Consider the following 15,011-nt stretch of genomic DNA (forward strand, 5'->3'; position numbering starts at 1 on the left):
CATGACCTCTGACGCGCTGCCGCCGAGCCGGGAGCCCTTCGACCCGAGCGACGTCACCTGGACCCCCGTGTCCCGCAAGCTGATCGGCGCACGGCTGACGGTCGCGGGCCTGTTCCTGGTGCCGCTGCTGGTCGTGCTCGTGGTCGTGGCGGTGGCGGCCGGCGAGGCGTGGCTCTGGTCGCTGCCGGCGTTCGTCGTGCTGCTCGGCGTGTGGATCGGCTGGCTCGTGCCGCGTCAGGTCGGTGCGATGGCCTACGCGGAACGCGCCGACGACCTGCTGGTGCGGCACGGGATCATGTTCCGCTCGATGGTCGTGGTGCCGTACGGGCGCATGCAGTACGTGGACGTCAACGCCGGCCCGCTGGCCCGCCGGTTCGGGATCGCGACGGTCCAGCTGCACACGGCCGCGCCCGCGACGAGCGCCGCGATCGACGGCCTGCCGCCGCACGAGGCCGCTCGCCTGCGCGACCGGATGGCCTCTCGGGGCGAGGCCCGGCTGGCGGGGCTGTGACCGAGCCGTTCCCCGGCGCGCCGCCCGTCGAGCACGAGCCCGTCGAGGGGCCTGACGCGATCGTCGGCTGGCGCCGGATGCACCCGATCACCCCGGCGCTCAAGGGCTGGCGGATCCTGGCGGTCGTCGTCGGCATCGTCGTGATCCAGTCCGAGAACCTGCGCGAGGCCGTCGACCTGCGGCACGGCCGCACGTGGCTCATCGTGCTGGCCGCCATCGCGGTGATCGCCCTGATCGGCTTCGCGTACTCGTCGCTGGCCTGGCGCGTGACCCGGTTCGCCGTGACCGACGAGGCGGTGCACCTGCGCACGGGCCTCCTGTTCCGGCAGCAGCGACAGGCCCGCCTCGACCGGCTGCAGGCCGTGGACGTGGTGCAGCCGCTGCTGGCGCGGCTCGTCGGGCTGTCCGAGCTGAAGATCGAGGTCGCCGGCGGCGAGGGCTCCAGCGTCTCGCTCGCGTTCCTGCGCGAGGCCGAGGCCGAGGTGCTGCGGGCCGAGCTGCTCGCTCTGGCCGCAGGTCTGCGACGTCCGGCCGTGGCCGCGCCTGCGCCCGTCGCGTCGGCGTCGGACGAGGGCGGCCTCCCGGTACCGACCACGACGCTCGCGCCGCCGGCCGTGTTCGACGCGGCTCCCGAGCGCGAGGTGTACGAGCTGCCGATGGCGCGGCTCATCGTCGCCACGCTGCGTTCCGGGGCGGTGCCGACGCTCCTGCTCGCGGCCGCCGGCATCGTCGTCGCCGTCGTCGTGTCCGGCGAGTTCGGGGCGCTGTTCTACATGCTGCCGGCGATCTTCGGTGGTGCCGCGTTCGTCTGGAACCGCGTCAACCAGGGCGCCAACTTCCGGGCGGCCATCTCGCCCGACGGCATCCGCCTGCGCCACGGGCTGACCGAGAACCGCGCCCAGACCGTGCCCCCCGGGCGCGTGCAGGCCATCCGCCTCACGCAGACCCCGCTCTGGCGCGGCAAGGACTGGTGGCGCGTCGAGATCAACGTCGCCGGGTACGGCCAGGGCAACGAGTCGCAGCGGGACACCGTGCTGCACCCCGTGGCCACCCGCGGCGAGGCGATGACCGCCCTGTGGCTCGTGCTGCCGGACCTCGGGGTCGCGGACCCGGTGGCCCTGGTCAACGCGGCGCTGGACAGCTCCGGCGACGACGCGGGCTTCACGGGGGCGCCCCGCAGCGCCCGGTGGGTCGACCCGATCGGCTGGCGGCGGCACGGCTTCCGCGTCACCGACCGGGCGCTGGTCACCCGGTCGGGGAGGTTCTGGCGGCAGGTCGACGTGGTGCCGCACGAGCGGACCCAGTCGCTGGGCCTCGAGCAGGGGGTCATCCAGCGCAGGCTCGGGCTCGCGTCGTTCGTCCTGCACTCGACGCCCGGTCCCGTCGCGCCCCGCGTGAACCACCTCGGCGCCGCGATCGCCGCCGAGCTCCTCGACGAGCAGGCGGCCCGCGCCCGCACCGCCCGCGCGACCGCGTCGCCCGAGCAGTGGATGCGCGCCGTCGGGGTCCCGACGCCGGCCGCGCAGCCCGTGGCCGACGTCCCGCCGACGCAGCCCGACGTCTCCGCGTCGCAGCCCGTCGTCGACATCCCCGCGACGCAGCCCGCGGCCGACCTCCCCACACCGCGACCCGTCGCCGACGTCCCCGCGGTGCACCCCCCAGACCAGGGACCGCCCGCATGAGCGACCCGGCCGCGCGACCGGGGCGGCTCGGGGTCGGCGTCGTCGGCGCGGGACGGGTCGGTGCGGTCCTCGGTAGCGCACTGCGCGGTGCGGGCCACCCGGTGGTCGCCGTCTCCGCCATCTCGGAGGCCTCCCGGGAGCGCGCCGCCGCGCTGCTGCCGGGCGTGCCCGTGCTGGACATCCCCGAGGTGGTCCGTCGCGCGGAGCTGGTCCTGCTCGCGGTCCCCGACGACGCGCTCGCGGGCCTCGTGAAGGGCCTGGCCGACGTGGGTGCCTGGCAGGCCGGCCAGATCGTCGTGCACACGTCGGGTCGGTTCGGCGTGGACGTCCTTGCGCCGGCGCGGGCTGCGGGCGTGATCCCGCTGGCGCTGCACCCCGCGATGACGTTCACGGGCACGTCGCTGGACCTGGCCCGCCTGGTCGGCTGCTCGTTCGCGGTCACGGCGCCGGGCCCGGTGCTGCCGATCGGGCAGGCGCTCGTCGTCGAGATCGGCGGCGAGCCGGTGGTGCTCGACGAGGAGGCCCGCGGCCTCTACCACGCGGCCCTCGCGCACGGCGCGAACCATCTCGTCGTCCTCGTCGCGCAGGCCGCCCAGGCGCTCGCGGCCGCCGGCGTGGCGGATCCCGGACGGATGCTCACCCCGCTGCTCGAGGCGGCGCTCGACGGAGCGCTGCGCGCGGAGTCGCCCACCGATCCCGCCACCGGCAGCCGGGGCGCGGGCGCGATCAGCGCGCTGACGGGCCCGGTGCGCCGCGGGGATGCCGGCACGGTCCGCGAGCACGGGGTGGCGCTGGCGGGGTTCGCCGCCCGCACGGGGGCGGTGGACGTCGTCGAGGGGTACCGTGCTCTGGCCCGATCGGCCGCCGCCAGGGCGCTCGCGGCCGGTCTGATCTCGGCGAGCGCGGCGCAGGACGTTCTGGATGGCATCAACGAGGGCTCCCCGGCGTTGCAAGGGGACGTGAGCCCGCAGGAGGACGACCAATGACCACGCAGACCACGACGCCGACCCTCGTGCACACGCGCGAGGAGCTCGCCGCGGCGCTGGCGGTGCAGGACGTGCAGGCGGTGCCGCGCACCGAGGGTCGTGCCGCGCACACGGCGAGGCCGCACCGGCGGGCCGTCGTCATGACGATGGGCGCGCTGCACGCCGGCCACCTGTCCCTCGTCGCGAAGGCCCGTGAGCTGGCCGACGCCGTGGTGGTGACGATCTTCGTGAACCCGCTGCAGTTCGGCGCCGGCGAGGACCTGTCCCGCTACCCGCGCGACCTGCACGGCGACCTCGCGCTGCTCTCCGGCCCCGGGCTGCTGGGTCCCGACGACATCGTCTTCGCCCCCGACCCGTCCGTGATGTACCCGGACGGCGACCCGATCGTGCGGGTCAGCGCTGGCGCGATCGGCGACGTGCTCGAGGGCGTGTCCCGCCCCGGCCACCTCGACGGCGTCCTGACCGTCGTGCTCAAGCTCCTGCACCTCACCCGCCCCGACGTCGCGCTGTTCGGCCGCAAGGACGCCCAGCAGCTGGCCGCGGTCCGCCGCATGGTCCGCGACCTCGACGTCCCGGTCGTGGTGCACGGCGCCCCGCTGGTCCGCGACGAGGACGGCATGGCCCTCTCGAGCCGCAACGCCTACCTGTCCGACGACGAGCGCCGTCGCGCGCTCGGGCTGTCGCACGCGCTGCGGCTGGCCGCGCGCAAGCAGACGGTCGACGACATCCGGTCCATCGCCCTCGACACCCTGCAGGCCTCCGGCGTCGAGGACATCGACTACGTGGCGCTCGTCGACCCCGACACGTTCGACGAGGTCGACGCGTCCTTCCGCGGTGGGGCGCTCCTGCTGCTCGCCGCGACCGTGGGGAGCACGCGCCTGATCGACAACGCCACCGTGGAGGTCACCGCGTGACGAGCCTTCAGCGCACGATGATGACCGGCAAGATCCACCGCGCGACCGTCACCCAGGCCGACCTGCACTACGTCGGCTCGATCACGGTGGACGCTGCGCTGCTGGCGGCCGCCGACATCCTGCCCGGGCAGCAGGTGGACGTGGTCGACGTGACCAACGGGGCGCGCCTGACCACCTACGCGATCGCGGGCTCACCCGGCCAGGTCTGCGTCAACGGCGCGGCCGCACACCTCGTCCATCCCGGAGACGTCGTGATCCTCATCGCCTACGGCGCGATGGCCGACGACGAGGCCCGCACCTACGCGCCGCGCGTCGTGCTCGTCGACGAGCAGAACCGCGCGGTGGCGCTCGGCGACGACCCCGGCCAGGTCCCGGACTGGTCGGACCTCGAACCGAGCGGGCTGACGCTCGCCGAGGGGCGCGCACTCGTCGGGGAGAGCCGGTGACGGCGCTCGTCGGCGACCCGGCCGAGGCCGKCCGGACGGCCACCGCCCTGGCCACCCGGCTCGCGGCGCCCGCGCCGGGCTGGACCGTGCAGGCCGACGCGGTCGTCGTCGGGTCGGGGATCGCCGGCCTGACCGCCGCGCTCGAGCTGCGCACGCGCGTCCCGCGGGTCCTGCTCGTCACCAAGGACATCCTCGCGTCGGGCTCCACGGTCTGGGCGCAGGGCGGGATCGCCGCGGCGCTCGACCCCTCGGACTCGCCGGCCGCCCACCTGCAGGACACCCTCGTCGCCGGTGCGGGCCTGTGCGACCCGCGCGCCGTCGAGGTGCTGGTCACCGAGGGTCCCGCCCGCGTCCGGGAGCTGGTCCAGCGCGGTGCCGTGTTCGACCGGGCACCCGACGGCACCATCTCGCTGACCCGCGAGGGCGGTCACCACGCCGACCGGATCGTGCACGCGGGTGGTGACGCCACGGGTGCCGAGGTCTCGCGCGCGCTCGTCGCGCAGATCGAGGCGGTGCGCAACGACCCGGGCATCGAGGTCATCGAGCACGCGCTGGTCCTGGACGTGCTGACCGGCCCGCCGGGACCGGACGGCCGGCCCGGCCGCGCGTGCGGCGTGACGCTGCACGTGATCGGCGAGGGCCAGCGCGACGGCGTCGGCGCGGCCCTCGGCAGCGCTGTCGTGCTCGCGACCGGCGGCATCGGCCAGGTGTTCCGCTCGTCGACCAACCCGTCGCAGGCGACGGGCGACGGGATCGCCGCGGCGCTGCGCGCGGGCGCGGTGCTCGGGGACGTCGAGTTCGTGCAGTTCCACCCGACGGTCCTGTGGCTGGGCGCCGGCGTGAAGGGCCAGCTGACGCTCGTGTCCGAGGCCGTGCGCGGCGAGGGCGCCCTGCTGCTCGACACCGACGGGGTGCGGTTCATGCCGGACGTGCACCCCATGGCCGAGCTCGCCCCGCGCGACATCGTCGCCCACGCCATCGTGCGCCGGATGGCGCTCACGGGCGCCGACCACGTCTGGCTGGACGCCCGGCACCTGGGCGCGGACTTCCTGCGCCGCCGCTTCCCGACGATCCACGACCGGCTGGCCGAGCACGGGATCGACATGGCGACCGACCTGGTCCCGGTCGCGCCCGCGCAGCACTACCACTCGGGCGGCGTCGTCACGGACCTCGTCGGCCGGACCACGGTGCCCGGCCTGTACGCCGTGGGGGAGGTCGCCTGTACAGGCGTGCACGGCGCCAACCGGCTCGCGTCGAACTCGCTGCTGGAGGGCCTCGTGTTCGCCACGCGCGCGGCACGGCACATCGCCACGCAGCCGCTCTCGACGGTCGAGCCGGTCGAGCGATCCGGGGACGCGGCGCTGGTGGCGGCGGCCTCCCGCTCCCGGGTCCAGCGCATCGCCTCGGACGGGCCGGGGGTCCTGCGCTCGGGCGAGGGGCTGCAGCGCGCGACGGCCGCCCTCGCGGCCGTGCCCACGGACGCGCACCTGCGCAGCGACGAGGGGCGCCGGCTGGCCGCACCGCAGGTGGCCGAGTGGGAGACGACGAACGTGCACCAGGTGGCGACCGTGCTGACCGCGACCGCGCTGGAGCGCGAGGAGAGCCGGGGTGGCCACGCCCGCAGCGACTTCCCCTCGCAGGTCGAGGCCTGGCGCCTGCGGCTGGAGGCCTCGCTGGACGCCGACGGCACGCTGACCACGCGCCGCGTGCCGCTCACGTGAGCGTCCGCTTCCGGCCCGCCCGCCTCGAGGATCTGGCGCGGGTCGTCGAGCTCATCGCCGACGACGTCGTCTCGGCCGAGCGCACCGGTTCCTTCGACGGCCGGCACCTCGCCGGCTTCGAGGCGATCGAGGCCGACCCGAACAACGAGCTGGTGGTCGCCGAGCTGGACGGCGAGGTGATCGGCACGATGCAGCTGACCTACGTCCCCGGGATCTCGCGGCACGGAGGAACGAGGCTGCTCGTCGAGGCCGTGCGCGTCGACGCACGCCTGCGCGGCGGCGGGATCGGCCGGCAGATGATGCTCTGGGCGCACGAGCGCGGTCGCGCGCGCGGCTGCGTGCTCGTGCAGCTGACGTCGGACAAGCGCCGGGCCGACGCGCACCGGTTCTACCGTTCGCTCGGCTACGAGCAGTCCCACGAAGGCTTCAAGCTGAGCCTGTGAGCCGTGTGCGCCTGTGCGCGCGGCGAGGGCGACCCTTCGCCCCGAGATCGCCCGTCCGCACAGCCGTTCTCGCGCCGAAGGGTCGATCTCGGCCGCGGCCGCACGGTCCCGGACGGACGCGGTCGTCCGGGTCGGGAACCGCTAGCGTGCAGCCGTGAGCATCACCGGACTCGACCCGGACTGGGTCGCCCGCACCGTCGCGACCGCGCTCGACGAGGACCTCGGCCCGGCTCCCGGCCGGGACGTCACGACGCAGTCGACCATCTCGCCGGACGCGACCGGGTCGGCGGACCTCGTCGCACGCGAGGCCGGTGTCGTGGCGGGGCTGGTGCTCGTGCCGGCGGTGCTGCAGCAGGTGGCCCAGCGCCTCGGCCTGCCGACGCCGACCGTCGAGCAGCGGATCTCCGACGGCTCCCGCGTGGTCCGCGGCGACGTGCTCGCAGTCCTCACCGGACGGCTCCAGGTGCTGCTCGTCGCGGAGCGGACCCTGCTCAACCTGGCCAGCCGCGCCTCCGGGGTCGCGTCGCACACCCGCCGCTGGGCGGACGTGCTGGAGGGCACCGGCGCCCAGGTGCTCGACACCCGCAAGACGACCCCCGGCCTGCGCGCGCTCGACAAGTACGCGGTGCGCTGCGGCGGCGGGACGAACAAGCGGATGGGCCTGTACGACGTCGCGATGGTCAAGGACAACCACGTGGTCGCGGCCGGCTCGGTGACCGCGGCGATCGACGCGATCCGGTCGCGGTACCCCGACGTCCTGGTCCAGGTCGAGGCGGACACGCTCGACCAGGCGCTGGAGGCGGTCGAGGCGGGTGCGCGGTTCCTGCTGCTGGACAACATGCCGACGCCGGTCCTGAGGCAGGTCGTGCAGGCGGTCCGGGCCAAGGACGCCGGCGTCGAGCTGGAGGCGACGGGCAACCTGACCCTCGACCGTGCGCGCGAGGTCGCCGAGACGGGGGTCGACTACCTGTCCGTCGGCGGGCTCACCCACTCGTCGCCGATCCTGGACCTGGCGCTGGACCTGGAACCCCTCGCCGCGACCGCACAGGACGCGCCGGTATCCTTGCCCGGTGACTGAGGCACCGACCGACGACGCCCCCGAGCAGATCCGCGTCCGGCGGGAGAAGCGCGAGCGACTCCTGGCGACGGGGCAGGAGGCCTACCCCGTCGGCGTCCCGCGCACCCACACGATCGCGCAGGTCCGCGCCGCGTACCCCGACCTCGAGGCCGGCACCGAGACGGACGACGAGGTCGGCGTGGCCGGTCGCGTGGTCTTCGTGCGCATCGGGGGCAAGCTCTGCTTCGCCACCCTGCAGGACGGCGAGGGCAACCGGCTGCAGGCGATGTTCAGCCTCGACGCGGTCGGCGAGGAGCGCCTCGCCGCGTTCAAGACGGACGTCGACCTGGGGGACCACCTGTTCGTGCACGGCCGCGTGATCTCGTCGCGACGCGGTGAGCTGTCGGTCCTGGCGGACGCGTGGCAGATCGCCGCCAAGTCGCTGCGCCCGCTGCCCAACCTGTACGAGGGCGTCGAGCTGTCCGAGGAGGCCCGCGTCCGGCAGCGCTACGTCGACCTGATCGTGCGTCCGACGGCCCGGCAGACGGCCCGCCTGCGCCCGGCGATGATCCGCTCGCTGCGCGACAACTTCCACGCGCGCGACTTCATCGAGATCGAGACGCCGATGCTGCAGACGCAGCCCGGCGGCGCCACGGCGCGCCCGTTCATCACGCACATGAATGCTTTCGACATCGATCTCTACATGAGGATCGCGCCCGAGCTGTTCCTGAAGCGTGCGGTCGTCGGTGGAATCGAGCGCGTCTTCGAGATCAACCGGAACTTCCGCAACGAGGGCGCCGACTCCACGCACTCGCCGGAATTCGCGATGCTCGAGGCGTACGAGGCCTACGGCGACTACGACACGATGGCGGAATTGACGCGCGATCTCGTGCAGCGTTCCGCGCTCGACGTTCTGGGTACGACGACGGTCGCGTTGCCCGACGGGACCGAGTACGAGCTGGGCGGCCAGTGGGCACAGCTCTCGATGTATGACTCGCTGGCCGAGTCGCTCGGCATTCCGATCACCCCCGAGACGTCGATGGACGACCTGCTGGTTCTCGCGGAGAAGTTCGACATCGAGGCGGACCCCAAGAAGATCAATCACGGCAAGCTCGTCGAGCTGTTGTGGGAGCACCGCGTCGGCGACGATCTGTACGCGCCGACATTCGTGCGCGATTTCCCCGTGGAGACCAGCCCGTTGGTCCGTCAGCACCGGTCGGTGCCGGGTGTCGTCGAGAAGTGGGACCTCTACGTGCGGGGCGTCGAACTGGCCACCGGCTACTCCGAGCTGGTCGACCCCGTGATCCAGCGGCAGCGGTTCGAGGCCCAGGCGCTGCTCGCGGCCGCCGGTGACGACGAGGCGATGCGCGTCGACGAGGATTTCCTCACGGCCGTCGAGTACGCGCTCCCGCCGAGCGGCGGCATCGGCCTGGGCATCGACCGACTTCTCATGGCGCTCACCGGGCTCGGCATCCGGGAGACCATCCTCTTTCCTCTCGTGAAACCTCTGGTGTGAGATGAATCCCCTGTTCACGGCCCTCGCGGCGCTGCTTCCGTCGATCGGCGTCGGCCTGCTGTTCTGGGTGGCGATCCGCGCGCTCGTCAATGCAGACCGCACGGAACGGCAGGCGTTGGCAAAAATGGATGCCGAGGAACGCATCGCCGAGGCCGCCAAGGCACGAAACATCAATGGGGAAACGCCGACCTCCAGCGTTTGACGCTCTCATGTGCCGATGCGATAGTGACCGCGTCCGCATTGTAATTTCAGCCAGACGGAGCGAACAATGGCGCAGAAGGTCCAGGTTCTCCTGGTCGACGACATCGACGGTGGAACCGCCGATGAAACCGTGACGTTCGGACTGGACGGCGTCACCTATGAGATCGACCTGACCGCCGGTCACGCGACCGAGCTGCGTGACGCGCTCGCCCAGTGGGTCGGGCACGCGCGCAAGGTCGGTGGCCGCACGGCCGGCAAGTCGGCCCCCCGCGGCCGTCGTTCGTCGTCCAGCGACGCGCAGGCGATCCGCGAGTGGGCCAAGGAGCACGGGCACCAGGTGTCCGAGCGTGGCCGCATCTCGGCCGAGGTCAAGGCCGCGTACGACGCGTCGCACTGACGCGAGCAGAGCAACGACCGGCCCCCGCCGGTCGACGACGAGCCCGGCGCCCCCGCGCCGGGCTCTCGTGCGTCAGGGGGAGCGGGTCAGAGGGGCCGCGTGCCCGTGAGCTCGCGGACCGCCGCGTACTGGGACCGCACGTGCGGCTGCGGCTCGGCGCGGTGGACGGCAGCCTCGGTGGCGGCACTCCACGCGGGCGCCTCGCCGGAGAGCACCCAGGCGGCCTGTCGGGCCGCCCCGTCGGCGACGTACTCGCCGGGCGTCGGGACGTGCACGTCGAGCCCGAGGACGGTCGGCGCGATGGCGCGCACGGCGGCGGACTGCGCACCGCCGCCCACGAGGAACAGCCGCTGCACCGGCACGCCCTGGGCGCGCAGCGCGTCGATGCCGTCGGCCAGCGCGCAGAGCATGCCCTCGACGGCCGCGCGGGCCAGGTGAGCGGGTGTCGTGTTGGCCAGCCGCATCCCGTGCAGGGCGCCGGTGGCGTCGGGCTTGTTGGGCGTGCGCTCGCCCTCGAGGTAGGGGATCAGGACGAGGCCGTCGGCGCCGGCGGGTGCGCTCAGCGCGAGCTCGGACAGGCCGTGGTGGTCGACGCCCAGCATGCGCGCGGCGGCGTCGAGGACCCGGGAGGCGTTGAGCGTGCACGCGAGCGGGAGGAAGGCGCCGGTGGCGTCGGCGAACCCGTTGACCAGTCCGGAGGCGTCGGCGGTCGGGGCGCTGGACACCGCCGAGACGACGCCCGAGGTGCCGATGGAGACGGCGACGTCGCCGGGGGCCAGGTCGAGGGCGAGGGCCGCGGCGGCGTTGTCTCCGGCGCCCGGGCCGAGCACCTGGCCGCCGAGCGCGCGGTAGCCCGCGTCGGAGGGACCGAGCACGCGGGGGAGCAGCGCGCCGTGGCCGAGGGCGAGCTCGAGCAGGTCGTGCCGGTAGGACCCGCTCGACGGGGACCAGTAGCCGGTGCCGGAGGCGTCCGACCGGTCCGTGACCAGCGTGTCCAGGCCGACGGCACCCGACAGCTGCCAGGTGATCCAGTCGTGGGGGAGCGCGACGGCGGCGACCTTCGCCGCGACGGACGGCTCGGCGTCGCGCAGCCAGCGCAGCTTGGTGACGGTCAGCGAGGCCACCGGGACGGACCCGACGGCGGACGCCCACTCGGCGGCGCCGAGCTCGTCGGTCAGGTCGGTCGCGGCGCCGGCCGAGCGCGTATCGTTCCACAGGATGGCGTCGCGCAGGACGCTCTCGCCCGCGTCGAGGGCGACGAGACCGTGCTGCTGGCCGCCGACGGAGATCGCGGCGACGTCGTCGAGACCCCCTGCCTGCGCGAGGGCGGACTGCAGGGCGTCCCACCAGTGCCGCGGGTCGACGGACGTGCCGTCGGGGTGCGGCGCCCGGCCGCTGCGCACGAGCGCACCCGTCGATGCGTCGCGAACCACGACCTTGCAGGACTGCGTCGACGAGTCCACCCCGGCAACGAGCGTCATGACGATCCCCTCAGACAGCGACGAAGACCCAGCAACGCGGACGCTACCGGGGAGAAAGGGCCGCAACGTCCGCGCCCGTGAGGGTTCAGGGCCTCACGAGTGCGGACGTTGCGGGGGCCGGGAGGCCGTCACCTGAAGGCCCAGGTGACGGCCTCCCGGTCAGCGGGCGCCGAGGGCGTGCTCGAGCGCCAGCTGGTTGAGGCGCACGAAGCCGAAGCCGCGCGCGGCCACCGCGTCCACGTCCAGCTCCTCGTACGCGGACGTGTCGGCGAGCAGGTCGCTCAGGGTCTCGCCCTCGGCGAGCGTCGGCTGCGCGAGCTCGTAGACGCCGGACTCCTCGAGTGCCGCCTGCACCTCGGGGTCGGCGCGGAACGCCTGTGCGCGCTCCTTGAGCAGGAGGTAGGTCGACATGTTGGCCGCCGCCGAGTCCCAGACACCCTGGGCGTCCTCCGTGCGCGACGGCTTGTAGTCGAAGTGCCGGGGACCGTCGTACGTGGGGCCGCCGGACGGGAAGCCGTTCTCGATCAGGTCCACCGTGGCGAACGCGGAGAACAGGTCGCCGTGCCCGAACACCAGGTCCTGGTCGTACTTGATCGACTTCTGGCCGTTCAGGTCGATGTGGAACAGCTTGCCGGCCCACAGCGCCTGGCCGATGCCCTGCGTGTAGTTGAGGCCGGCCATCTGCTCGTGCCCGACCTCGGGGTTCAGGCCGACGATGTCGCCGTGCTCCAGCTTCGCGATGAGCGCGAGGGCGTGGCCGATCGTGGGCAGGAGGATGTCGCCGCGGGGCTCGTTGGGCTTGGGCTCCAGCGCGATGCGCAGGTCGTAGCCCTTCTCCTTGATGTAGGCGGCGACCGTGTCGATGCCCTCGGCGTACCGCTCGTGCGCGGCGTATAGGTCCTTGGCGGAGTCGTACTCGGCGCCCTCGCGGCCGCCCCACATGACGAAGGTCGACGCGCCCAGCGACGCGGCGAGGTCGACGTTGCGGACGACCTTGCGCAGGCCGTAGCGGCGCACGCGACGGTCGTTCGACGTGAACGCGCCGTCCTTGAAGATCGGGTGGCTGAAGGTGTTGGTGGTGACCATCTCGACGGTCACGCCGGTCTCGGCGAGCGCCGACCGGAAGCCGTCGAGGATCTTCTCGCGCTCGGCGTCCGACGAGCCGAACGGGACGACGTCGTCGTCGTGGAACGTCACGTGCGCGGCGCCGAGCTCGGCGAGGCGGTGCACGGACTCGACGGGGTCGAGCCACGGCCGCGAGGCGCTGCCGAACTGGTCCTGAGCGTTCCAGCCGACGGTCCAGAGGCCGAACGAGAACTTGTCCTCCGGGGTGGGCTGCAGTGCCATGTCGTGTCTCCTCATCGAGATTGGTTTACGCGATGAATTTATCCCCGAATACCGTTAAGGTCAACCCCATGGCGCGCCAGGAGCAGATGAGGGACCAGAACCTCGCCGTCGCGCTGCGCATGATCGTCGAGGCGCCCCAACCGCTCTCGCGCGCGCAGGTCGCCGCTCAGGCCGGCCTCGCGCGGGCGACCGTGACCGGCCTGGTGGACCAGCTCGTCGAGGCGGGACTGATCCGCGAGCTCGAACCGACCCAGACGCAGCGGGCCGGCCGCCCGGCGGTGCCGCTGGTGGCACAGCGGGGGACGGTGGCCGGGCTCGGCATGGAGGTGAACGTCGACTACCTCGGCGTCCTCGTGCTCGACCTGTCGGGAGACGTGCTGGCCGAGCACGTGGAGCTCGAGGACCTGCGCGACTCGGACCCGCGGACCGTGCTCGACCGCCTCCAGCAGATCGCCGACGACGCCGTCGCGACCCTCGGTGACGTCGCCGTGGCCGGCTCCGTGCTCGCCCTGCCCGGGCTCGTCGACCGGGTCACCGGACCGCTGCGGATCGCGCCGCGACTCGGCTGGCGGGACATCGACATCGTCGCGCTGCTCGGCGAGAACGGCCGCAACGGTGGGGCCCGCGCGAATCCCACGCGGCTCGCCAACGAGGCCAACCTCGCCTCGCGAGCCGAGGCGCACGCGCGCCGCGGCGGATCGTTCGTGTACGTGTCCGGCGAGGTCGGCATCGGTGGCGCGCTCGTGCTCGACGGCGAGCTCTTCCGCGGCCGGCGCGGGTGGAGCGGCGAGATCGGGCACATCCGCGTGGACGGGGTCTCGCTCGAGGAGCTCGCCGGCCAGGACGCCATGCTGCGCAACGCGGGCATCGAGCCGACGGGACGCGTCGACGCCCTCCTGGCGGCCCTCGAGGCCGGCGACCGGCGCGCGCAGGAGTCGGTCGAGCAGGCGGGCAGGGCGCTCGGCGTGGCGCTCTCGGCGGCGGTGAACGTGGTCGACGTCGACGAGGTCGTGCTCGGCGGCACCTTCGGCCGGCTGTTCGAGCACGTCCGGGAGGCGGTCCAGGAGCAGCTCGACGCCTCCGTGATCTTCGCGCCGTGGGCACCGCTCACGGTCTCGCAGGCCCGCGCCGGCGCCTACCCCGCCATGACGGGCGCCGCGCTCGCCGTGCTGGGCGGCGTGCTGGCCGACCCGGGACGGTGGCTCAGGGGTGAGCGCACGTAGGCTCGTCCCCCGTGAGCAGCCTCTGGATCGGTACCTATCCCGTCGCCGGCGCCGGCACCCCGGTCGGACTCGGGGAGGGGATCTGGCGGGTCGACCTCGTCGACGGAGCCGTGCAGGACGCCCGCCAGGTCGTCGAGACCCCGTCCCCGTCGTTCCTCGCGCTGAGCGCGGACGGGTCGGTCCTGTACGCCGCGAACGAGCAGGCGGACGGCACGATCACCGCCTTCGACGTGGTCGGTGACTCGCTCGTGCAGCGGCAGGTCGTGCCCAGCGGCGGCGCCGACCCGTGCCACCTGCTCCTCGACTCCGACGGCGGTGCCCTGCTCGTCGCCAACTACAGCAGCGGCTCGCTCGCGGTCCTGCCGCTCGACGGGACCGGCGGGTTCGCAGGCGACGTCCGCATGCTCGGGCACGTCGGCGGCGGCCCGCACCCGCAGCGCCAGGAGGGACCGCACGCGCACTTCGTCGCGCACGCGCCCGGCGGCTGGGTGCTCGTGGTGGACCTGGGGACCGACGAGATCCGGCGCTACCGTCGCGACGACAAGGGCCTGCGCGACGACGGCATCGCGGTCACGTTCGAGCCGGGCACGGGCCCGCGCCACCTCGCGTTCTCCGCCGATGGCCGGTTCGCCTACGTCGTCGGCGAGCTCGACGTGACGGTCCGCGTGCTGGCCTGGGACGCGGCCACCGGCACGGGCACGCCCGTCCAGACGTTGCCGGCCATCGAGACCCCCGTCGCCGGCGCCCTGCCGTCCCACGTCCTGCTCGACGGTCGTCGGCTCCTCGTCGGCACCCGCACGGCCGACGTCCTGGCGGAGTTCCGCACCACCGACCATGGCCTGCTCGAGCACGTCGCGGACCACGCGCTGCCGGGCAGCTGGCCCCGCCACTTCGAGGTCGTGGACGGCTGGACGGTCGTGGCCGACCAGGTCTCGAGCGACCTCGCGGTGCTGGCCGCGGACGGCTCGGTCCGCGGCTCGTGGCCGCTGCCGTCGCCCGCCTGTGTGCTTCCTGTGCGGCCGTGACCGTTCTGTGATTGTCTGACGAACAGCCGCTCGAGACGCTCGCGCGGCGGGGCGCCGACGC

The 15,011-nt window shown here is 73.8% G+C and carries 15 protein-coding genes; 13 read left to right on the forward strand and 2 right to left on the reverse strand.

The genetic code is table 11. The features are described 5' to 3' along the window. Window position 1: 1 nt before the first annotated feature. From AC1DUE_RS12200 to AC1DUE_RS12250, 11 genes are all read left to right on the forward strand, one after another. Window positions 2-511, forward strand: coding sequence for a PH domain-containing protein (locus AC1DUE_RS12200; protein ID WP_477039692.1), 510 nt, complete (start codon window positions 2-4; stop codon window positions 509-511). Continuing rightward, window positions 508-2,193 (forward strand): PH domain-containing protein, encoded by a 1,686-nt coding sequence (locus AC1DUE_RS12205; RefSeq protein ID WP_477039693.1) that lies wholly within the window; start codon window positions 508-510, stop codon window positions 2,191-2,193. Before AC1DUE_RS12200 ends, AC1DUE_RS12205 begins: the two co-directional genes overlap by 4 nt. Beyond that, the gene (locus AC1DUE_RS12210; protein WP_477039694.1) at window positions 2,190-3,179 is read left to right on the forward strand and encodes a Rossmann-like and DUF2520 domain-containing protein; all 990 of its coding nucleotides are present in this window, start codon (window positions 2,190-2,192) and stop codon (window positions 3,177-3,179) included. The genes AC1DUE_RS12205 and AC1DUE_RS12210 overlap by 4 nt, the downstream gene beginning before the upstream one ends. Further along, window positions 3,176-4,093, forward strand: a complete 918-nt coding sequence (gene panC / locus AC1DUE_RS12215; protein WP_477039695.1) for a pantoate--beta-alanine ligase — start codon at window positions 3,176-3,178, stop codon at window positions 4,091-4,093. Before AC1DUE_RS12210 ends, panC begins: the two co-directional genes overlap by 4 nt. Further along, window positions 4,090-4,539, forward strand: coding sequence for an aspartate 1-decarboxylase (gene panD / locus AC1DUE_RS12220; RefSeq protein WP_477039696.1), 450 nt, complete (start codon window positions 4,090-4,092; stop codon window positions 4,537-4,539). Before panC ends, panD begins: the two co-directional genes overlap by 4 nt. Continuing rightward, entirely contained in the window at window positions 4,536-6,260 is a 1,725-nt protein-coding gene (locus tag AC1DUE_RS12225) for an L-aspartate oxidase (RefSeq protein WP_477039697.1), read from the forward strand. The genes panD and AC1DUE_RS12225 overlap by 4 nt, the downstream gene beginning before the upstream one ends. Continuing rightward, window positions 6,257-6,703: an N-acetyltransferase family protein gene (locus AC1DUE_RS12230; RefSeq protein ID WP_477039698.1), complete on the forward strand. Its 447-nt coding sequence runs from the start codon at window positions 6,257-6,259 to the stop codon at window positions 6,701-6,703. Before AC1DUE_RS12225 ends, AC1DUE_RS12230 begins: the two co-directional genes overlap by 4 nt. 154 nt (window positions 6,704-6,857) lie before the next feature. Beyond that, complete coding sequence (nadC, locus tag AC1DUE_RS12235; RefSeq protein ID WP_477039699.1) at window positions 6,858-7,781, forward strand: carboxylating nicotinate-nucleotide diphosphorylase; 924 nt, start codon at window positions 6,858-6,860, stop codon at window positions 7,779-7,781. Next, window positions 7,774-9,276: a lysine--tRNA ligase gene (gene lysS, locus AC1DUE_RS12240; RefSeq protein WP_477039700.1), complete on the forward strand. Its 1,503-nt coding sequence runs from the start codon at window positions 7,774-7,776 to the stop codon at window positions 9,274-9,276. The genes nadC and lysS overlap by 8 nt, the downstream gene beginning before the upstream one ends. Before the next feature lies 1 nt (window position 9,277). Further along, window positions 9,278-9,478 (forward strand): hypothetical protein, encoded by a 201-nt coding sequence (locus AC1DUE_RS12245; RefSeq protein WP_477039701.1) that lies wholly within the window; start codon window positions 9,278-9,280, stop codon window positions 9,476-9,478. A gap of 66 nt (window positions 9,479-9,544) precedes the next feature. Next, window positions 9,545-9,874 (forward strand): histone-like nucleoid-structuring protein Lsr2, encoded by a 330-nt coding sequence (locus tag AC1DUE_RS12250; RefSeq protein WP_477039702.1) that lies wholly within the window; start codon window positions 9,545-9,547, stop codon window positions 9,872-9,874. Between the two features lie 86 nt (window positions 9,875-9,960). On the opposite strand, the gene xylB is transcribed toward AC1DUE_RS12250, so the two are convergent. Next, window positions 9,961-11,355 (reverse strand): xylulokinase, encoded by a 1,395-nt coding sequence (gene xylB / locus AC1DUE_RS12255; RefSeq protein ID WP_477039703.1) that lies wholly within the window; start codon window positions 11,353-11,355, stop codon window positions 9,961-9,963. Between the two features lie 159 nt (window positions 11,356-11,514). Further along, a complete protein-coding gene (gene xylA, locus AC1DUE_RS12260) occupies window positions 11,515-12,702 on the reverse strand; it encodes a xylose isomerase (RefSeq protein WP_477039704.1) in 1,188 nt (395 codons plus the stop codon). Window positions 12,703-12,770: 68 nt separating this feature from the next. On the opposite strand from xylA, the gene AC1DUE_RS12265 reads away from it, so the two are divergent. Both AC1DUE_RS12265 and AC1DUE_RS12270 read left to right on the forward strand, forming a co-directional pair. After that, window positions 12,771-13,925: an ROK family protein gene (locus AC1DUE_RS12265; RefSeq protein ID WP_477039705.1), complete on the forward strand. Its 1,155-nt coding sequence runs from the start codon at window positions 12,771-12,773 to the stop codon at window positions 13,923-13,925. Between the two features lie 11 nt (window positions 13,926-13,936). Then, the gene (locus AC1DUE_RS12270; RefSeq protein ID WP_477039706.1) at window positions 13,937-14,950 is read left to right on the forward strand and encodes a lactonase family protein; all 1,014 of its coding nucleotides are present in this window, start codon (window positions 13,937-13,939) and stop codon (window positions 14,948-14,950) included. The last annotated feature ends 61 nt before the right edge of the window (window positions 14,951-15,011 follow it).

The organism is Cellulomonas sp. P4_A2 (genome assembly GCF_056402515.1).

What these genes read in the sequence shown, in the direction of transcription:
- AC1DUE_RS12200 (WP_477039692.1), top strand. Translation starts at nt 2, where the DNA reads ATGACCTCTGACGCGCTGCCGCCGAGCCGGGAGCCCTTCGACCCGAGC.
- AC1DUE_RS12210 (WP_477039694.1), top strand. Translation starts at nt 2,190, where the DNA reads ATGAGCGACCCGGCCGCGCGACCGGGGCGGCTCGGGGTCGGCGTCGTC.
- panC (WP_477039695.1), top strand. Translation starts at nt 3,176, where the DNA reads ATGACCACGCAGACCACGACGCCGACCCTCGTGCACACGCGCGAGGAG.
- AC1DUE_RS12245 (WP_477039701.1), top strand. Translation starts at nt 9,278, where the DNA reads ATGAATCCCCTGTTCACGGCCCTCGCGGCGCTGCTTCCGTCGATCGGC.
- AC1DUE_RS12250 (WP_477039702.1), top strand. Translation starts at nt 9,545, where the DNA reads ATGGCGCAGAAGGTCCAGGTTCTCCTGGTCGACGACATCGACGGTGGA.
- xylB (WP_477039703.1), bottom strand. Translation starts at nt 11,355, where the DNA reads ATGACGCTCGTTGCCGGGGTGGACTCGTCGACGCAGTCCTGCAAGGTC.
- xylA (WP_477039704.1), bottom strand. Translation starts at nt 12,702, where the DNA reads ATGGCACTGCAGCCCACCCCGGAGGACAAGTTCTCGTTCGGCCTCTGG.
- AC1DUE_RS12265 (WP_477039705.1), top strand. Translation starts at nt 12,771, where the DNA reads ATGGCGCGCCAGGAGCAGATGAGGGACCAGAACCTCGCCGTCGCGCTG.